17 protein-coding genes are annotated in these 15,915 nt (G+C 35.5%); 8 read left to right on the top strand and 9 right to left on the bottom strand.

Features of this window, described 5'->3' with window-relative positions; genetic code table 11:
• From AC22ZQ_RS06035 to AC22ZQ_RS06025, 3 genes are all read left to right on the top strand, one after another.
• On the top strand, positions 1-688 hold a 688-nt coding region (locus tag AC22ZQ_RS06035), incomplete at its 5' end, for a T9SS type A sorting domain-containing protein (RefSeq protein ID WP_318957884.1).
• Between the two features lie 182 nt (positions 689-870).
• Positions 871-1,488 (top strand): YdeI/OmpD-associated family protein, encoded by a 618-nt coding sequence (locus tag AC22ZQ_RS06030; RefSeq protein WP_318957883.1) that lies wholly within the window; start codon positions 871-873, stop codon positions 1,486-1,488.
• A 3-nt stretch (positions 1,489-1,491) separates the two neighbouring features.
• Entirely contained in the window at positions 1,492-3,792 is a 2,301-nt protein-coding gene (locus AC22ZQ_RS06025; RefSeq protein WP_318957882.1) for a CAP domain-containing protein, read from the top strand.
• A 170-nt stretch (positions 3,793-3,962) separates the two neighbouring features.
• Here the strand turns inward: AC22ZQ_RS06025 and AC22ZQ_RS06020 are convergent, their stop codons facing one another.
• The 7 genes from AC22ZQ_RS06020 to AC22ZQ_RS05990 form a co-directional block, all read right to left on the bottom strand.
• Positions 3,963-4,457 carry a glutathione peroxidase gene (locus AC22ZQ_RS06020; RefSeq protein WP_413468673.1) on the bottom strand — a complete coding sequence of 165 codons (495 nt, stop codon included), beginning with the start codon at positions 4,455-4,457 and terminating at the stop codon, positions 3,963-3,965.
• Positions 4,458-4,519: 62 nt separating this feature from the next.
• Entirely contained in the window at positions 4,520-5,917 is a 1,398-nt protein-coding gene (locus AC22ZQ_RS06015; protein WP_318957880.1) for a cytochrome P450, read from the bottom strand.
• A 388-nt stretch (positions 5,918-6,305) separates the two neighbouring features.
• Complete coding sequence (gene ychF, locus AC22ZQ_RS06010; RefSeq protein WP_318957879.1) at positions 6,306-7,403, bottom strand: redox-regulated ATPase YchF; 1,098 nt, start codon at positions 7,401-7,403, stop codon at positions 6,306-6,308.
• Between the two features lie 102 nt (positions 7,404-7,505).
• Positions 7,506-8,000: a mechanosensitive ion channel domain-containing protein gene (locus AC22ZQ_RS06005; protein WP_318957878.1), complete on the bottom strand. Its 495-nt coding sequence runs from the start codon at positions 7,998-8,000 to the stop codon at positions 7,506-7,508.
• A gap of 23 nt (positions 8,001-8,023) precedes the next feature.
• Entirely contained in the window at positions 8,024-8,755 is a 732-nt protein-coding gene (locus AC22ZQ_RS06000; protein ID WP_318957877.1) for a shikimate dehydrogenase family protein, read from the bottom strand.
• The gene (locus tag AC22ZQ_RS05995) at positions 8,752-9,687 is read right to left on the bottom strand and encodes a DUF368 domain-containing protein (protein WP_318957876.1); all 936 of its coding nucleotides are present in this window, start codon (positions 9,685-9,687) and stop codon (positions 8,752-8,754) included. Before AC22ZQ_RS05995 ends, AC22ZQ_RS06000 begins: the two co-directional genes overlap by 4 nt.
• A gap of 1 nt (position 9,688) precedes the next feature.
• Entirely contained in the window at positions 9,689-10,006 is a 318-nt protein-coding gene (locus AC22ZQ_RS05990; RefSeq protein WP_318957875.1) for a rhodanese-like domain-containing protein, read from the bottom strand.
• On the opposite strand from AC22ZQ_RS05990, the gene AC22ZQ_RS05985 reads away from it, so the two are divergent.
• Positions 9,997-10,731: a pseudouridine synthase gene (locus tag AC22ZQ_RS05985; RefSeq protein WP_318957874.1), complete on the top strand. Its 735-nt coding sequence runs from the start codon at positions 9,997-9,999 to the stop codon at positions 10,729-10,731. The genes AC22ZQ_RS05990 and AC22ZQ_RS05985 overlap by 10 nt on opposite strands.
• Here the strand turns inward: AC22ZQ_RS05985 and AC22ZQ_RS05980 are convergent.
• Positions 10,723-11,298 (bottom strand): hypothetical protein, encoded by a 576-nt coding sequence (locus tag AC22ZQ_RS05980; protein WP_318957873.1) that lies wholly within the window; start codon positions 11,296-11,298, stop codon positions 10,723-10,725. The genes AC22ZQ_RS05985 and AC22ZQ_RS05980 overlap by 9 nt on opposite strands.
• Complete coding sequence (locus tag AC22ZQ_RS05975; protein ID WP_318957872.1) at positions 11,295-12,233, bottom strand: 1-aminocyclopropane-1-carboxylate deaminase/D-cysteine desulfhydrase; 939 nt, start codon at positions 12,231-12,233, stop codon at positions 11,295-11,297. The genes AC22ZQ_RS05980 and AC22ZQ_RS05975 overlap by 4 nt, the downstream gene beginning before the upstream one ends.
• 110 nt (positions 12,234-12,343) lie before the next feature.
• On the opposite strand from AC22ZQ_RS05975, the gene AC22ZQ_RS05970 reads away from it, so the two are divergent.
• From AC22ZQ_RS05970 to AC22ZQ_RS05955, 4 genes are all read left to right on the top strand, one after another.
• Positions 12,344-13,846, top strand: coding sequence for an aminotransferase class V-fold PLP-dependent enzyme (locus AC22ZQ_RS05970; protein ID WP_318957871.1), 1,503 nt, complete (start codon positions 12,344-12,346; stop codon positions 13,844-13,846).
• A 44-nt stretch (positions 13,847-13,890) separates the two neighbouring features.
• On the top strand, positions 13,891-14,076 hold the full coding sequence (locus AC22ZQ_RS05965; RefSeq protein ID WP_318957870.1) for a C1orf53 family protein: 186 nt from the start codon (positions 13,891-13,893) through the stop codon (positions 14,074-14,076).
• 182 nt (positions 14,077-14,258) lie between these two features.
• Positions 14,259-14,456, top strand: a complete 198-nt coding sequence (locus tag AC22ZQ_RS05960) for a hypothetical protein (RefSeq protein WP_318957869.1) — start codon at positions 14,259-14,261, stop codon at positions 14,454-14,456.
• Between the two features lie 36 nt (positions 14,457-14,492).
• The coding region (locus AC22ZQ_RS05955) for a carboxypeptidase-like regulatory domain-containing protein (RefSeq protein ID WP_318957868.1) at positions 14,493-15,915 on the top strand (1,423 nt) is incomplete at its 3' end.

Genomic DNA, 15,915 nt, shown 5'->3' with positions numbered 1-15,915 from the left:
CAGCAAGTCAATAAAAAAATCTTTAGAATTGGTCAAGCTCCCTGAAGACTTAGATACAAAAGGAATGATCCATTTTGTAGGTTTTGTTAAAGATATCGATAATATAAGGGAAAATATACCAAGCAATGCCACAGTTTATTCGAATTTATTTCAGGGAACCAATGTCATGTGCCTATTTGTGAGAAAATCAACCCCAAAAATACAGAAATTGCTTGAAGAAAATAACTTTTCACCTATAGATGCTCCTGTTGTAAATACAATTCCTGACACCAATGTTTGTGACGGACCAATAGTAATTGACGCGGGGAGTGGATACCAAACTTACCTTTGGAATACCGGTGAAGATACACAAACTATAACTGCTGATACTGCAGGTATTTACACCTGTATTGTTAGTAATGCTGGTGGATGTGAATCGACAATTGAAATTAATGTTACAGATTGTGCAAGTACGGAAAATGCATTAACCTTAGATTGGAATGTATACCCGAATCCAACTACTGGAATGATAAACATTCAAAGCAGCGAAAATCAAATTACTTATGTAGTTTTTGATTTGGTTGGAAATAAAATAGCTGAAGGTCAATCAAAAGAAATCAATATGATTGATTATCCAAGCGGAACATTTTTAATTGAATTACAAAATTCTGAAGGCTTACTAAAAACCTTCAGAATCGTTAAGAAATAGGTAATATTTAAAAGTGATTAAACGGAGGATTTTCTAAGTGAAAGTCCTCCGTTTTTTTTGTGATTCCTAATTAACGTGAAAAGATAAAAAAAGCGGTCATCTTAGAAGTGACCGCTTTTCGTAATATCATCTCTTCCTTAAAGGATGGATTTTACTATTTTAGATGAAGTAAATTTATTTTCATGCAAAAAAACGTCGATTTATATTTCACTGAAGGATGCTTACGCTGTTCAAAAGGAGCAACACCAGAATGTAAGGTGCACAAATGGTCGAAAGAATTGGCTGCCCTTAGAAGCCTTGTTAAATCGTGCGGTTTGGAGGAAGAATGCAAATGGGGAGTACCTTGCTACACCATTAAAGGAAAAAATGTATTGATTATCTCTGCCTTCAAGGCATATTGCTCCCTTAATTTTTTTCAAGGAGCTTTATTAAAAGATGACGCCAAGCTGTTAAGTAAAGTAGGGGAGAACGCAGAGGTGAGCAGAATCTTTAAAGTAACGGATTTAGCTCAAATAGAAAAGAACCAGGATGTACTCAGAGCTTATATTCTCGAAGCGGCAGAAAATGAACTTGCCGGCAAAAAGGTAGAGACCAAAAAAGAGCTAGATATTCCATTAGAATTAACCGAGAGTTTTAAAAAGTTCCCTGATTTAGAAGCCGCGTTTTTTGCTTTAACTCCGGGTCGACAAAAAAGCTATATCTTTCATATCAACGGCGCCAAACAAGAGAAAACAAAATATTCAAGAATCGAAAAGTGCATACCTAAAATTAAAATGGGGAAGGGCTTTAATGAGCGATAAAAAATGAAAAAATTCTTAACCACTCTACTTGTACTAATAACTTTCCTTGGTATTGGTCAAAATTCATTTACAGCCTATCAAAAAGCACTTTTGGAGGAAGTTAACACATTAAGAGATAGTTTAAAGTTAGCACCACTTGAATTAGATCAAACATTGAATTTAGCTGCAGATGATCAAAACTACTTTCTTAAGAATGCTGGAAAGCTTACCCATTTTCAACCTACTTTTGGGAAAGAAACACCTTCAGAACGCATTTTATTTCACCAAGGAAATAGAACTTATGCAGGCGAAAATGTAGCATTTCGTGAGAAAGCGAAGAAGGAAAATCTAACCCCGGATTCCTTAGCCTTACTTTTCTTTTTAGAATGGAAAAATTCTCCTGCGCATTATCAAAACATGATCAATCCCAATTTTACAAAAATGGGGGTGAGCCTTTTTTCTACCAAAAATAGATATTATAGTACGCAAGTTTTTTCTTCTGACGAGATAGAATTACCCAACGAATTTGATCATCCGGATTTATCCTGGGGGGTGCGCAAGGCAGAATTCAATTGTAAAACGCAAGAACATTTATACGAAACCATGTTCTTTGGTAATCATACACAGATTATCGGTAATGAAATATACCTTGTATATCACGACATGGAGTTTTTCAAAGGTGTAATCCATGCACCTAACGATGGATTTGCAGTGGATATAGTACTAAGAGAGCAGTTTCCATGCGATCAAGAAAATCAATTACACCTTTCTGATGTGTACGATGGAGAAATGCAACGTCCCATTTATAACTATGATTTACTAAAAAACGATATTTCTGGAAATCCTTATAAATTAAAAACGAAAATAGGAGAGGTGCCTACGTATTTAAAAGACAAACAATGGTCAGCTAATATTATTGTGATAAATGATAATAAGCTGTGTGATTATACTATTCCAACCCGTTTAAGTACGGGAATTTATCCCTTATTAGACATTGAGCCTTTTATCGATTATAGCAGAGATATTGAATTAGATGGAAATCCAGATACGGTGCTGGTTAAAGATAGTTTGGTGGCTCCATTTCCTTTTTTAAGGAGTGATAGTACTCTTCGCTTTTTTAATTCTTACGGGATGAAAGTTTTTCAAGATTATTACCATCTCTATGATACAATTTGGGTAGAAGTATACGCCTCTGTTGAAGGAAAAACTTGGTTCAATGAACAATTGTTATCTGCCAGAAAAGAGGCAATAGAGAAGGTATTAGGGAATTATTTAAGAACATACAAACCGCGTATTAATTATGTTCTCACTGAAAATTGGGACATGATGTACAAACAGATTAACGACTTGAATATAAATGAATTAAAAGGATTAACTAAACCAGAGATTAAATCTTATTTAAAACGTCATCCTTCTGATTTTTACGACTCTTTACTGTATGCCCAAAGAGTTTGTTATTTACACGCTTACATAGACAAAGAGTTAGAAGTGAATACCCAGGAAAAATACTTATTTAGTAAGTATTTCGACTCTACTTTAAGTGTAAGAAACCTGCCTTGGCAAATACTGTTACCGGAACAAATTGAAAACAGGCAAGTTTTAAACTCATCTATCTTTGATAGTTTATATACAGAGGAACGCCTTAAAACCAATTTATTGAATATTGGGAGTATGTATAATTCAGGAATCTATTATGACTCATTAAGCGTTGAAAATTTTGTGAAAAAGGTAGATACAAATAATACTTATCAATTGTTTAATTATATCCATTTTCTCACGCAATATTGGTATGGAAAGCACGCTTTTAGTATGTCGTTAGAAAATGTAGCCAATACTCCAAGTCCTGCGCTAATACTTGGTTATATGGAGCTATTGAGGAGTAGAGAGGATATCGATACGCTAATATTAAACCGACTGGAATTAAATGTTTTGCTTGCGGGTATACACCGTTACAATGCAATTAATGATTGGAAAAAGGAAAAGGTATTTTTTAAAGAAATCGTAAAAAGAGCAAAATCTTCTAATCTTAATGCTCAAGAGGCACTAGAACTTGCTTTGTTTTGTAATTACTTTCATGAATTTAAGATCAGCGTTGAACTTTTGGATTATTACTACAAACAAGGATTGTTGACTGAAAATGGAATTTTCGTTTTAGCAGAAACAGCTTATTTGGTAAAAGAAAGTTTGCCAGATCTAGATTACATCAGTTATTTCATGGCTGCTAAAAATGCGAATAAAACGCGTTACTGTAAGTGGTTGGATGAATATTTCCAAATACAGCGACATGAAGTCTTAAAAAGAGATTTCTGTAAGAGTTGTTTGTAGTTCTTAATAAAGGCGAAATAGCATCAATCGGTAAATATATTGTTAAATAGCCCATAAATATTGAATACAACTTATGTCTTATAATTAATATTATGTTAAATAGGGTTATTTGTGATTAGGGAGAATCCTTCAAATCCTCCCTTTTAATACTTTTAATTAAAACTATCTACTTATCCTTCTATCCAATCTATAATCGTAGAATCATTCGGTAAAATTTGTGGAGAAACTACTCTTACAAGCTTTCCTGCTTCATCTATCAAATACTTCTGAAAATTCCATTGTACTTCAGAATCTTCTAATCCGTTCAAATCTTTCTCCGTTAAAAATTTGTAGACGTCTGCCTTGTTGTCTCCTTTTACAACAACCTTAGACATCATAGGAAATTCTACACCGTAGTTTAGTTTACAGAATTCTTGAATTTCATCATTACTTCCAGGCTCTTGTTTACCAAAATCATTGGAAGGAAAACCTATAATCGTAAAGTTCGAGTCTTTGTAATACGCATATAGTTCCTGTAATTGTTCATATTGCGGGGTTAAACCACATTCTGAGGCTGTATTTACAACCATTACCTTCTTTCCTTTTAAACTTGATAAATCAAAATCTTCACCTGTAATATCTTTTACAGTGTAATCGTGTAGTGTTTTCATATCGCTATTTAACATAATACCTAACAAGGTCATTGCTACTAATAAAACTTTCATAATCTTTAAACGTCTATTGGCTTTTATTGTTTGTTACGTTGTGTGAATTTCACCTCAAAATCACTCGCCATCATCGTAAAGGCCATGATCTCCTTAATATCCTCGGCTGGCGTCGTCAATTCAAAATCAAAATTTTTGAAGAGCATGGCCAAAACTAATTTCATTTCTGTTAGGGCTAAATTGGCTCCAGGACAGTATCTCGGTCCACCACCGAAAGGATTATATGCAGTAGTATTATGCACAGGACATTTACTTTTTGTCTTCATCCATCTTTCTGGTACAAACTCCCCTGCTCTACTAAAATGTTCTTCCATTGTAGCACTTTTTCTCAAATGGAGAAGCATCCTACTGTCCTTTTTTATTTCTATTCCTTCTATCTCCACATCCTCATTGGGTTGATATAAAGTTATGGGTGCTACAGGTTTTAGACGCATAACTTCATTAATTACAGCACCTACATATTCCAATTGCTGTAATTGCTCAAAACGCGTTACTACATTATCATCCCCCAAAACACGATCTACCTCTTCCCTAGCCTTAGCGATTACTTCTGTTTGCTTATCCAATAGTGTAATAGCCCATGTTAAGGTATGTGCCGTGGTATCTTCTCCTGCTAACAATAAAGTCAACAAATTACTGCGTATGTCCTCGTCATTAAATTGCTGATCCTCCTCAGCTGCTACAATAATGGCCTCTAAAAAATTCTGAGGATTCTCCTTTAGCTCCGGCTGTGCATTGAGTCGCTGCTTTGTACTGCTAATCACATCATCTACAAACTCTTGTAATCTATCTGTGGCAGCATTATATTCTTTATCCGCTTTCGTTCTAAACCATTTGTACCATGGAATCGGTTGGTTAATGCGTTTAAAAATCATTGGAAATACCTTTTCCATATCATCTTGTATGGCACCTTTACGTTCTTCCAAGGTATTCATCTCCTTACCAAAAGCAAGGTTAGTACTTACGTCAACCGTATAGCGCAAAAAATCATCTTGAATAGAAAAAGAACGCAATTGTTCGGCATCTTTTTGCCATTTGTGCAACAACCTATCGGTTACTTTCATCATCCAGGGAAAAAATGCAATCTGATGCTTAATATCCAAGCCTTTTGCCACCATCCCTCGATGTTGTTTCCAGCGTTCGCCTTCTGCATTAAACACACCAGAAATACCTTCTTCTTCCAGCACGTTATTGAGCTTATCCATACGACGAAATAAACGCGGTCTGTTCTTTTGAACGTAATCAATCATCGAAGGTTTAGCAACAATCAAAAGGTTAGATAAGCCTAAATTTAGATTAAAAACATCACCGTATTCATCCACCCAATCACTGAGTTGGTTGTGCAGATTATCAATGTCTACATCCAACATATTACCAATTATGGGTTTTCCTTTAGGACCAGGTATTTCTTTAGAAAGCATAGTATTTTTTTGCGACTCCTAAATTGCGAAAATCTTTGCGGTTAAAAAAGGTTTATGGCGACGAATAAGGCCGTTTTTACGGGCTATGCAGTTGTAGTTTTTTCTTTGCTTCTAGGTTCTACTAAAAGCTACCAAAGCTTCTCGGGGCGCTCTGGTAGCTCAAGTATAACTAAGAAGCAACTTCAATAAGCTACCCTTTCTATCCCTAACGGAAAATACAGTATTGAGTGTGAGTATGGAGTTTTTAGGGCATAAAAAAAGCGTCCAACCCAGAAAAGATTGAACGCTTTTTAATATATACTAGCGGTCTAACCGTCTAAAAATTTACTGTCTTTTAATCTTCCTTGCCATCTAGTCCTCTAGGTATCTAGATCTCTAGAAATCTAAATTAAACATTGAATCTAAAGTGCATAATGTCTCCGTCTTCAACAACATATTCTTTACCTTCAACTCTAAACTTACCAGCGTCTTTTACTGCATTTTCAGAACCTAAAGTAGTAAAGTCTTCATACTTCATCACCTCTGCTCTAATGAATCCTTTTTCGAAGTCAGTGTGAATAACACCAGCCGCTTGAGGTGCTGTCATTCCCTTCTTAATTGTCCATGCTCTTACTTCTTTAACACCTGCAGTAAAGTAAGTGTCTAAGTTCAATAATTTGTAAGCAGAACGAATCAAACGGTTCACACCTGGCTCCTCTAATCCTAATTCATCCAAGAACATTTGACGTTCGTCGTATGTCTCTAATTCAGTAATATCAGCTTCTATCTTAGCACCAATTAAAAGAACTTGAGCATCTTCATCCTTCACTGCCTCTTTTACTTGGTCTACATATTTGTTTCCGTTAACAACAGAAGACTCATCTACATTACACAAGTACATTACTGGCTTAGCAGTAATCAAATGGAATCCTTTTACAAATGCTTCCTCTTTTTCATCAAAGTCCAAAGAACGTACTGAATTACCAGACTCTAAACATTCTTTTACACGAATTGCAGTCTCGTTTTCTTTGATTGCATCTTTATCTCCAGATTTGATAACACGTGCCAAAGAAGTAATTTTCTTTTCTATCGTTTCTAAATCTTTCAATTGCAATTCGTAGTCGATTACCTCTTTATCTCTAATAGGATCTACAGAACCATCAACGTGAACAATATTTCCATCATCAAAACATCTCAATACGTGAATAATCGCATCTGTTTCTCTAATGTTTGCCAAAAACTGGTTTCCAAGTCCTTCACCTTTAGAAGCACCTTTTACCAATCCTGCTATATCTACAATCTCCATTGTCGTTGGTACAACGCGCTCTGGATTTACCAATTCTTCTAATTTCTCTAATCTTGGATCTGGAACTGAAATGGTTCCAACGTTAGGTTCTATAGTACAAAATGGAAAGTTTGCCGATTGCGCCTTTGCGTTAGACAAACAGTTAAATAAAGTAGATTTCCCAACATTAGGAAGTCCAACTATTCCACATTTTAAAGCCATGTTCTCTTAATATTTGCTGCAAAAATAGGAAATTATTTAGTGTGGAGAATCCTTAGCCACAGGTTCTATGCACAAAATGTAGTGTACAAGGGTAAATTTAGATTAAGGACGCTCTTCAGAGATCACTTTTACCATTTTATTCAACACTACAGAATTGGGTAATGTTACCTTTTCATATTCAGAAATTCTGATGTGTAGAAAGAATAAACCTATATCACTTACCTTTCCTTTTACCGGATACTCCTTGTCCATTATTTCAATTTCATCCCCAATTTTTACAGGATGATTTACAAATAAAAGTACAGCTGCGGTAATGTTACTAAGTAAGGACCATTGCGCCACAAAAGCGACTCCTAATACTGTTAGAAAAGATGATATATACACCCATAAATTAGATTGATCCATGGAGTAAATCATCAAGATCAATACGATAGCTATAATGTAGAGTACAAGGTTTATGGCTTTATTGATAAGTTTGCGTCTTTCTTTTTGTATACCAAATTTTAACGCAATCCTTACAAGTACACGATTCAATACTGCCTGTAGAATAATACAAGCTACTACGATAACACCAATCTTAAATAAACGTGGATCCATTGTGAAAAAATAATAACTTGAAATTAGTTATTATTCCACAAATCGTATGCTTTTAAAGCTTGTTCTTTTAACATGCTTAGGCCATTTAAAATTTCAGCTCCTTGCTTTTCAGCTTCTTCTAAGAATCTCGTTTTTTCGGGATTGTAGATAAGGTCTACCACTAAATGGTCTTTTGTTAAATATTGTGTTGGAAATTCAGGCATATCCGCAACATTAGGATACATTCCTACCGGTGTAGTATTTACAATTAATCCACAGGCCTGAACCATAAAGGAATTGATTGCTGAATACGTAAAGTGCTCTTCATTTTCAGGTTCTCTTGAAACAAAAAGTACATCTAATCCAATGTTTTCTAATACATGCGCCACGGCCTTGGCAGCTCCACCTGTTCCCAAAATCAACGCTCTGTGATGCGTATTCTTTAAGAAAGGTTTAATGCTTCGTGCAAAACCATAAGCATCGGTGTTATGCCCCACTACTTTACCATTGTTGAAGGTAATTGTGTTCACGGCTCCTATTTGCTTTGCTTCCTCCGAAACGTCATCCAAAAAGGGTAAGATGGCTTCTTTGTAGGGAATGGTTACGTTAAGTCCGTTGATATCACCTCTGGAAAGGATTTCCTTAACTTCTTTGATGTCGGCGATTTCAAAATTGTGGTAGGTGGCGTCTGTGTTTTCTTTGATAAATTTCTCTGTAAAAAAATCTTTTGAAAAGCTGTGTTTAAGTGTTCTACCTATGAGTCCGTAATTTTTCACGATGTTTCTTTTGGTGCAAACCTATCCATCAACAAAATCAAAGCTAATCCTGCTAATACCAAGAGTATTGCGAGTGTTAATTGACTATCCCCTATGTAATTTTGAGGCAAAACATTTGTTTGCATAAACTCTGCTCTACCATCAGAATGAACGAGGTAAGGGACGTCACTAATATTATTTTTCCATGGCCATATTTTCAAGAGAGATCCCAATAAGAATCCACTTAAAAGTGCCAAGGTAAGGTTTTTAAAATTTGCAAAAAGATACTTCAGTAACTTCGAAAAACTTAAAAGTCCTACCAAACAACCGCTGGCAAAAACCGCGATTAGCGTTAGGTCTAATGTTTTCAATCCATTCATGGCTGTGGCATAACTCCCCATCAATACCAGAATAAAGGCTCCACTAATTCCCGGTAGTATCATGGCACAAATAGCAATGGCTCCACTTAAAAAGATATACCAGTATTCTTGTGCTTGACCAGCGGTGTTCTGCGCTAAAGAAATATATCCAGCAATCACAACTCCTACTAGAAGTCCGAGAACATTAGCTAAGTTCCATGTTTTAATTGTCTTTAAGATCAAAATTGTACTGGCAATAACCAGTCCGAAAAAGAAAGACCATAATAACACCGGGTAATGTTCTAAAAGTCCAACGATTACACGTGACAGTGTAATTAAACTTACTGCAATTCCTCCAAAAAGGGCAACGAAGAAATTACCATTAATGTGTTTCCAGAAAGCTTTTAAACCGTCCGTTTTCAAAACTTTAAATGCTGCAAGATTGATGTTTCCCAAACTCGCAATCAACTCTTCATAAATACCTGTAATAAAGGCTATGGTTCCACCAGATACACCTGGAACTGCATCAGCAGCTCCCATAGCAAGTCCTCTTAAACTCACCATTAAATATTGCAGTAGGTTACGTTCTTTCATCTTAGTATAATTCTAAGCTATTGTCAATTTCTTTAGCGTAGGCCTCTACTCCACCTTCTATCAGTACTAAATTTTCAAATCCGTAATCTGTAATCAATAAATTACAAACGGCTTCGGCTCTTTTACCTGATTTACAACAAACATATACAGCCTCTTCTCTCTCCAGCTCATCTACACGCTCCGTAATCTCACCCATTGGAATATTTACAGCGCCTTCTATTTTGCAAATGTTGTATTCGTAAGTTTCCCTAACGTCAATTATAATAGGTGATTGTTGTTGCTGTAAGGTTTTAAGATCGTTTACGTTTATTGTTTTCATTTATTCTTATTAAACACGGTTTTGTAATAAGCCATGGTTTTGGCCACGACAAAAGTATCCATTTTAACGAAAATTTGGCTATAATAAGTGATAAACTTCTTGTTCGCCATTCCGATTATAAGCTTAATTTTGTCTCTGAAATGGAACATAAATACTTTATTTTTAACAAACCTTTTGGTACGCTTTGTCAGTTTACAGGTGAAGAAAGTGATAGCTTATTGGGCGACTTTTATGACTATCCAAAGGATGTTTATTCAGTGGGTAGGTTAGATAAAGACTCTGAAGGCTTACTTTTACTTACCAATGATAATCGTTTAAAAGACAAAGTGTTAAATCCTTCAAAAAAGAAAGCTAAAAAATATTTAGTTCAAGTGGATGGAGCTATAACTTCAGAGGCGGTAACACAATTGCAAAACGGTTCCATTCAAATCAAGCACAAAGGAAAAGCTTATCGAGTAGCACCTGCAAAATGTAAAATTGTTCCTCAACCAGCTATCGAAGAAAGAGATCCTCCTATAAGAGTTCGACAAAATATACCAACTTCTTGGATAGAATTAGAACTTACAGAAGGGAAAAATAGACAGGTACGTAAAATGACTGCTGCTGTAGGATTTCCTACCCTACGTTTATTACGCATTTCTTTAGGTGAAATTCTTTTGGAAGGTTTGAAAATAGGTGAGGTAAAAGAATTAAGCCGAGAAGAAGCTTACAAGGCTTTAAGATAAAGTGGATGTATTGTTGGAGATGAAATCAAAAGCTGTAAGTATCTCAAGCATTTCCTCTTTGTTTTTCGGTAGCGCTTTCAAATCCAAAACTAAACTTTCCTTTTTAGGCTCTAAGACCTGACTATTGGCGTGCGCTCTAATGTTTTGAATTTGTACGCAGGGTGAATGAGCACATAATCTCACCAACTTTGGTTTTAAAACTTCAATATCTAAAGGATGTGAAGCGTGAACATGCATACGATGAAACTTATTCCCCGCATAAAGTAAATTGCGCTTGTAAAGTCCTCTTACATACTTCGGAATCTGTTTAATGGCTAATGAAAAAGAAAACCCCAAATCAGCTTCCGTAATAATTATCGTTTCAGAATTAGAAATGAATTTAATGTGATAGTTTTTTTCCTTAAAAACTATGTTAAAAGTGATGCGGACGTCATCAAAGCCGTCTTCAGAATGAGCTGCAGCACCTGCTAAAGGGTTTCGAATACTAGGATTCAGTAACAAACCCGGAGAAAAATCCTCCAGGAGCATTTGATAATGTTCTAGATGTTTTTGGTGCTCTTCTGTCATGACTCTGGATATAAATTTACGGCTAATTTTTCTTGCATAAAAGTAGCACCCTGTACACCGCCTGTATGAAGGAATACCAATCTACCGGTGGGTGAACATTGTTTCCAATTATGTTTTATCCACAACATCGATTTACCAGTATATACAGGATCTAACTTCACCCCAGTTTGTTGATAAACCTTTTGAATAAATTCAATAAGTTCTGGATTTGTTTTCGCGTATCCTCCGCAGTGCGCATCGTAAATGAAATGTGCACGCTGCATAAGTTCGTCTACTGCTTCTTCATCGAATAAACTATACATCAGGAGTTTTTTAACTTCTTCTTCCATCCACTCCCCTTTTAAAGCAGAAACTATATGTATGGTTTGATGTGCTCTACTTCCCATCAAAAGTCCGGCGGCTGTTGTACCTGTTCCTGCACTTACAAAAATGTCACTCACATCTTCGGGAAGCTCTCCTATTATTTCTGAACAGCCTATAATACCATAGTAATTGGCCCCACCTTCTGGAACAATATATACGTTTGGGTGCTCGATGTGAAGTTCATCTGTATAGAACTTTTCATTTTTTAAATTATACTCCTCTCGGGTAATAAAGTGTAGTTCCATGCCTAATTCGGCACATTGTTGTAAAGTAGGATTAGAATGTTCATTTAATTCTTCCCCCCTTACATAACCTATAGATTTTAAGCCAACCTCCTTACAAGCTGCAGCAGTTGCTACAAGATGATTACTCAATGCTCCACCAAAGGTTAAAATTGCCTCATTTTTATTTTGTTCAGCTTTCGCAATAGAGTATTTGAGTTTCCTCCATTTATTTCCAGATACGATAGGATGTATCAAGTCATCTCGTTTAATGTAAAACTCTAAACAAAGGTTTTCTTCTTTGCTGTGATAACGAAACTCTTCCAAAGGAGAAACTTGAATTCCTAACATAATAATTGCTTTAAAACAAAAATACGTTTACTAATCTGAAAAGCGAGGGATTTTTATTAATTTCATTAGAGCTATTTTATTGATAAACGAATTAACTACTTACTACATTCATGCTATTTAAAACCAAGACTTTAGAGCGGTATTTCATGTCTTACCGTAAAAACATCACTGGAATTCAACAGAGAATCTCAACTCCTTATCATAAAAGTATACCAATATTATACGCAGATTGGACAGCTAGTGGGCGATCGTTTGCACCCATAGAGGATAGAATTCAAGAAGAGTTGCTTCCTTTTGTAGCCAATACGCATACAGAAACGAGTGATACAGGTTTGTATATGACCCACGCTTACCACGTTGCAAGAAAAAAAATTAAAGCGCACGTTAACGCTTCAAATGAGGATGTTTTAATTAATTGTGGCAGCGGAATGACGGGTGCTGTGAATAAATTGCAGCGAATTTTAGGGATTAAGCTTCACGAACGCTTTAAATCCTTATTAGAAATAGAAGAAAATGATAGGCCTATTGTTTTTGTTACACATTTAGAGCATCATTCGAACCATACGAGTTGGCTAGAAACCATTGCCGATGTTGAGGTCATTGCACCTTGTGAAAAAGGTATCTTTGATTTTGACGATTTCGAAAGGAAGATTGAAAAATATAAAAATAGAAAACTGAAAATTGCCGCCATTAGTGCATGTTCTAACGTAACAGGTGTCCTTACTCCTTTAATGGATATTGCTCAGACCATACATAATCATGGAGGGGTTATTTTTGCTGATTTTGCCTGCTCGGCTCCCTATGTCAACATAAATATGCATGAAAATGATGCACAAGGCAGGTATTTAGACGCCCTCATGTTTTCGCCCCATAAATTCTTAGGAGGTCCAGGTAGCTCTGGTGTATTGATTTTTAATCAAAAACTTTATCATAACCATATTCCAGATCATCCTGGTGGAGGGACTGTGCAATTTACAGATCCTTGGCAAGGAAGAGCCTATTTCGATGACATAGAAGAACGTGAAGATGGCGGAACACCTGCTTTCTTACAAACCATTCGAACTGCCATGTGTATTGCTTTAAAGGAAGAAATGGGGGTAGAAAATATTCTTCAACGCGAAGAGGAAATCATGGAATTATTTTGGAAAACGATAGATAAAAATGAGAACATCATTATTTACGAAAAGCAAAACAAAACCAGGTTGGGGGTTATTTCTTTCAACATTAAGGGCTTGCCGCATCAATTGGGTGTTCGTATTCTGAATGATATGTATGGTATTCAAGCGAGAGGAGGTTGTTCTTGTGCTGGAACTTATGGGCACTACCTTTTAAGTGTTGATCAAAGCACTTCGAAAAAAATTCAAAATGAAATTACATGTGGTTCCCTACAGAACAAACCTGGGTGGATAAGGATCTCCTTTCATCCAACTTTTACTGATAAAGAGGTTGTTTTTGTTGCAGAAGCTATTAATAGTTTAGCAAAAACATTCCCAAAATATCAAAAGGATTACAGCCTCACCAAAAAAGGCTATGTCTTTAAAAATCAAAGAGAGACTAGTGGAGATTTACTCAAAAGTCAGGTAGAAGAAGTTTTTGCAGCGCCTTTTGTGTAGAGAGAAGACAAGATAAATATCCATTTTCAATTAACTTTGCAAACATGAGTGACGATTTTAGCATGTTTTCGGGAAAAAAGAAAATGGATCCGGAGGATTATTATGAAAGTCCTGATGGATACATCGTATTTACAGAAAAATACCATCTAAAACGTGGGCATTGTTGTAAAAGTGGGTGTAGACATTGTCCGTATGGTTTCAATGGGAAAACAGGAAAAATAAAAAGATAGAGCCGGATTTACTTCGGCTTTTTTTGTGACTTGTTTTAAATCCACATAAATCCTTTCCCTTTTTTTCAGTACCCTGTATTCGTTTTGGGACGGAATTGTTATTATTTTAGTACACCGTTAAAATCCATGCCTAAAAGAACAAGTTGGTAGAACGGAAGCAAACCTTTAACAGATCACTTATCATGAAAAACGAAAAAATCATCTTTATTCTAGGAGCTGTAATGGCAACAATGGGCGCGGCTATGAAATTCTTCGAATTACCTTATGCGACATTGGGCGATATCCTCTATAAAACCACTTTTGTGGCCATCACCTTCTACTTAGCCTTTAGGTACAATAGACTAAAAAAAGAAAGTAAACGGTTAGAGAACAATAACTAATTCAATAATTTAGTTCTACCCAACCCATCCCTTAAAATGAAATATTTAATCCTAACACTCTACACGCTAACTCTTCTTTCTGGAATAAGTCAGAACCAAATCATAGATGCCAAATCTAAAGAGCCAGTTTCTTATGCACATATTAAATCAGTGAATGAATCGAAAGGAGTACTTTCAGATTATCAGGGCTACTTTGTTTTGGACACATCCTTTAGAAATATAGACTCAATTGTAATTTCATGTATTGGATACCACAGTAAAAAAATATTAGTGAGTCAGTTAGTAGAGCTTAAACAAATTGAGTTAACTCCATCTCTACAAAATCTCACAGAGGTAATAATTTCGTCTACAAAAATTAAAACCCAATTAAAAACTTTGGGAATTACCAAAAAGCCGAAGAAAAGATTTTCGGATTACATGGGCAGCGGCAATAATGGAGAGGAAAAAGCGACATGGATTCCGAATGATTATTCGATAACAGGTTATTTAAAGAATATCAACGTATTTGTGTCAGATTTAGGTTATCCCGATGCACATTTTAGAATTCACGTTTATGCCTGTAATTCATTGGAGACCAAACCTGGTAGAGAGTTAACAAAATCTAATATAATTACTTCATCTACAAAGGGAAATGAGTGGATTACCGTTGATGTAAGTGGTGAACATATACAGATTGGCGAACACGGATGTTTTATAGGCATTGAATGGTTTGATTCTCCCAAATCTAAATACTTTCAAGACACCGTTTATTCTAAGAATAGTGTAACCTGGGATGAGCGTAAAAGTAAATACAAGGACACCGTCTTATCGAGAGTTAGAAAAGGAAACGGCGCTGTTTTAGGTAGTATTTCACAAAAGTATAGGATCTCCAAAAATAAAAATTGGTATAAAGTGGGCGATCAATGGCAAAATAGATTTCCTTTTGCTGAAGCAATGATGTATAAAACAGACACATCACCTGATGGAACAACAACACTTAACACTCCAGACAATCACTATATTGGAGTTATGTGTATTCATATTGATGTTTCCTTCCCCAAAAACAAAATTGACTTAACTCATAAAGCGCCTAAAAAGAGAAAGTTGAATAAACTTAAAAAAGTGAAACAAGATTTGACTAAATACCCTCAATACAATATTCATGAATTGTTCACCTCCCTTATTAAAGCTTTGGAAAATGATGATATCGTCTATGTTTTGAAATTTCTCTGTGTTTATGAAGAAGGCCAATTAGATCTGATTTTATCCAAAATAATAGATGAGGAAAACGAAAACTTTTTATCCAACAAAATCAAGGCTGAAATGGTAAGAAACTTGAAAGAGCTTCAAGCAAAATTTAACAGTGCTGTGTTAACGAAGGTCGATGATAAACATTTCACTTTATCCTTTGACAACGAAACATATAACCTTATCGTGCATGAAGGATTATGGAAAATCAATCCTATAGCAATGATGCCTT

The sequence above is a fragment of the Lishizhenia sp. genome, from assembly GCF_057456495.1.
Note: the sequence above shows the minus strand (reverse complement) of the source record. Positions and strands in the feature narration are given on the sequence as shown.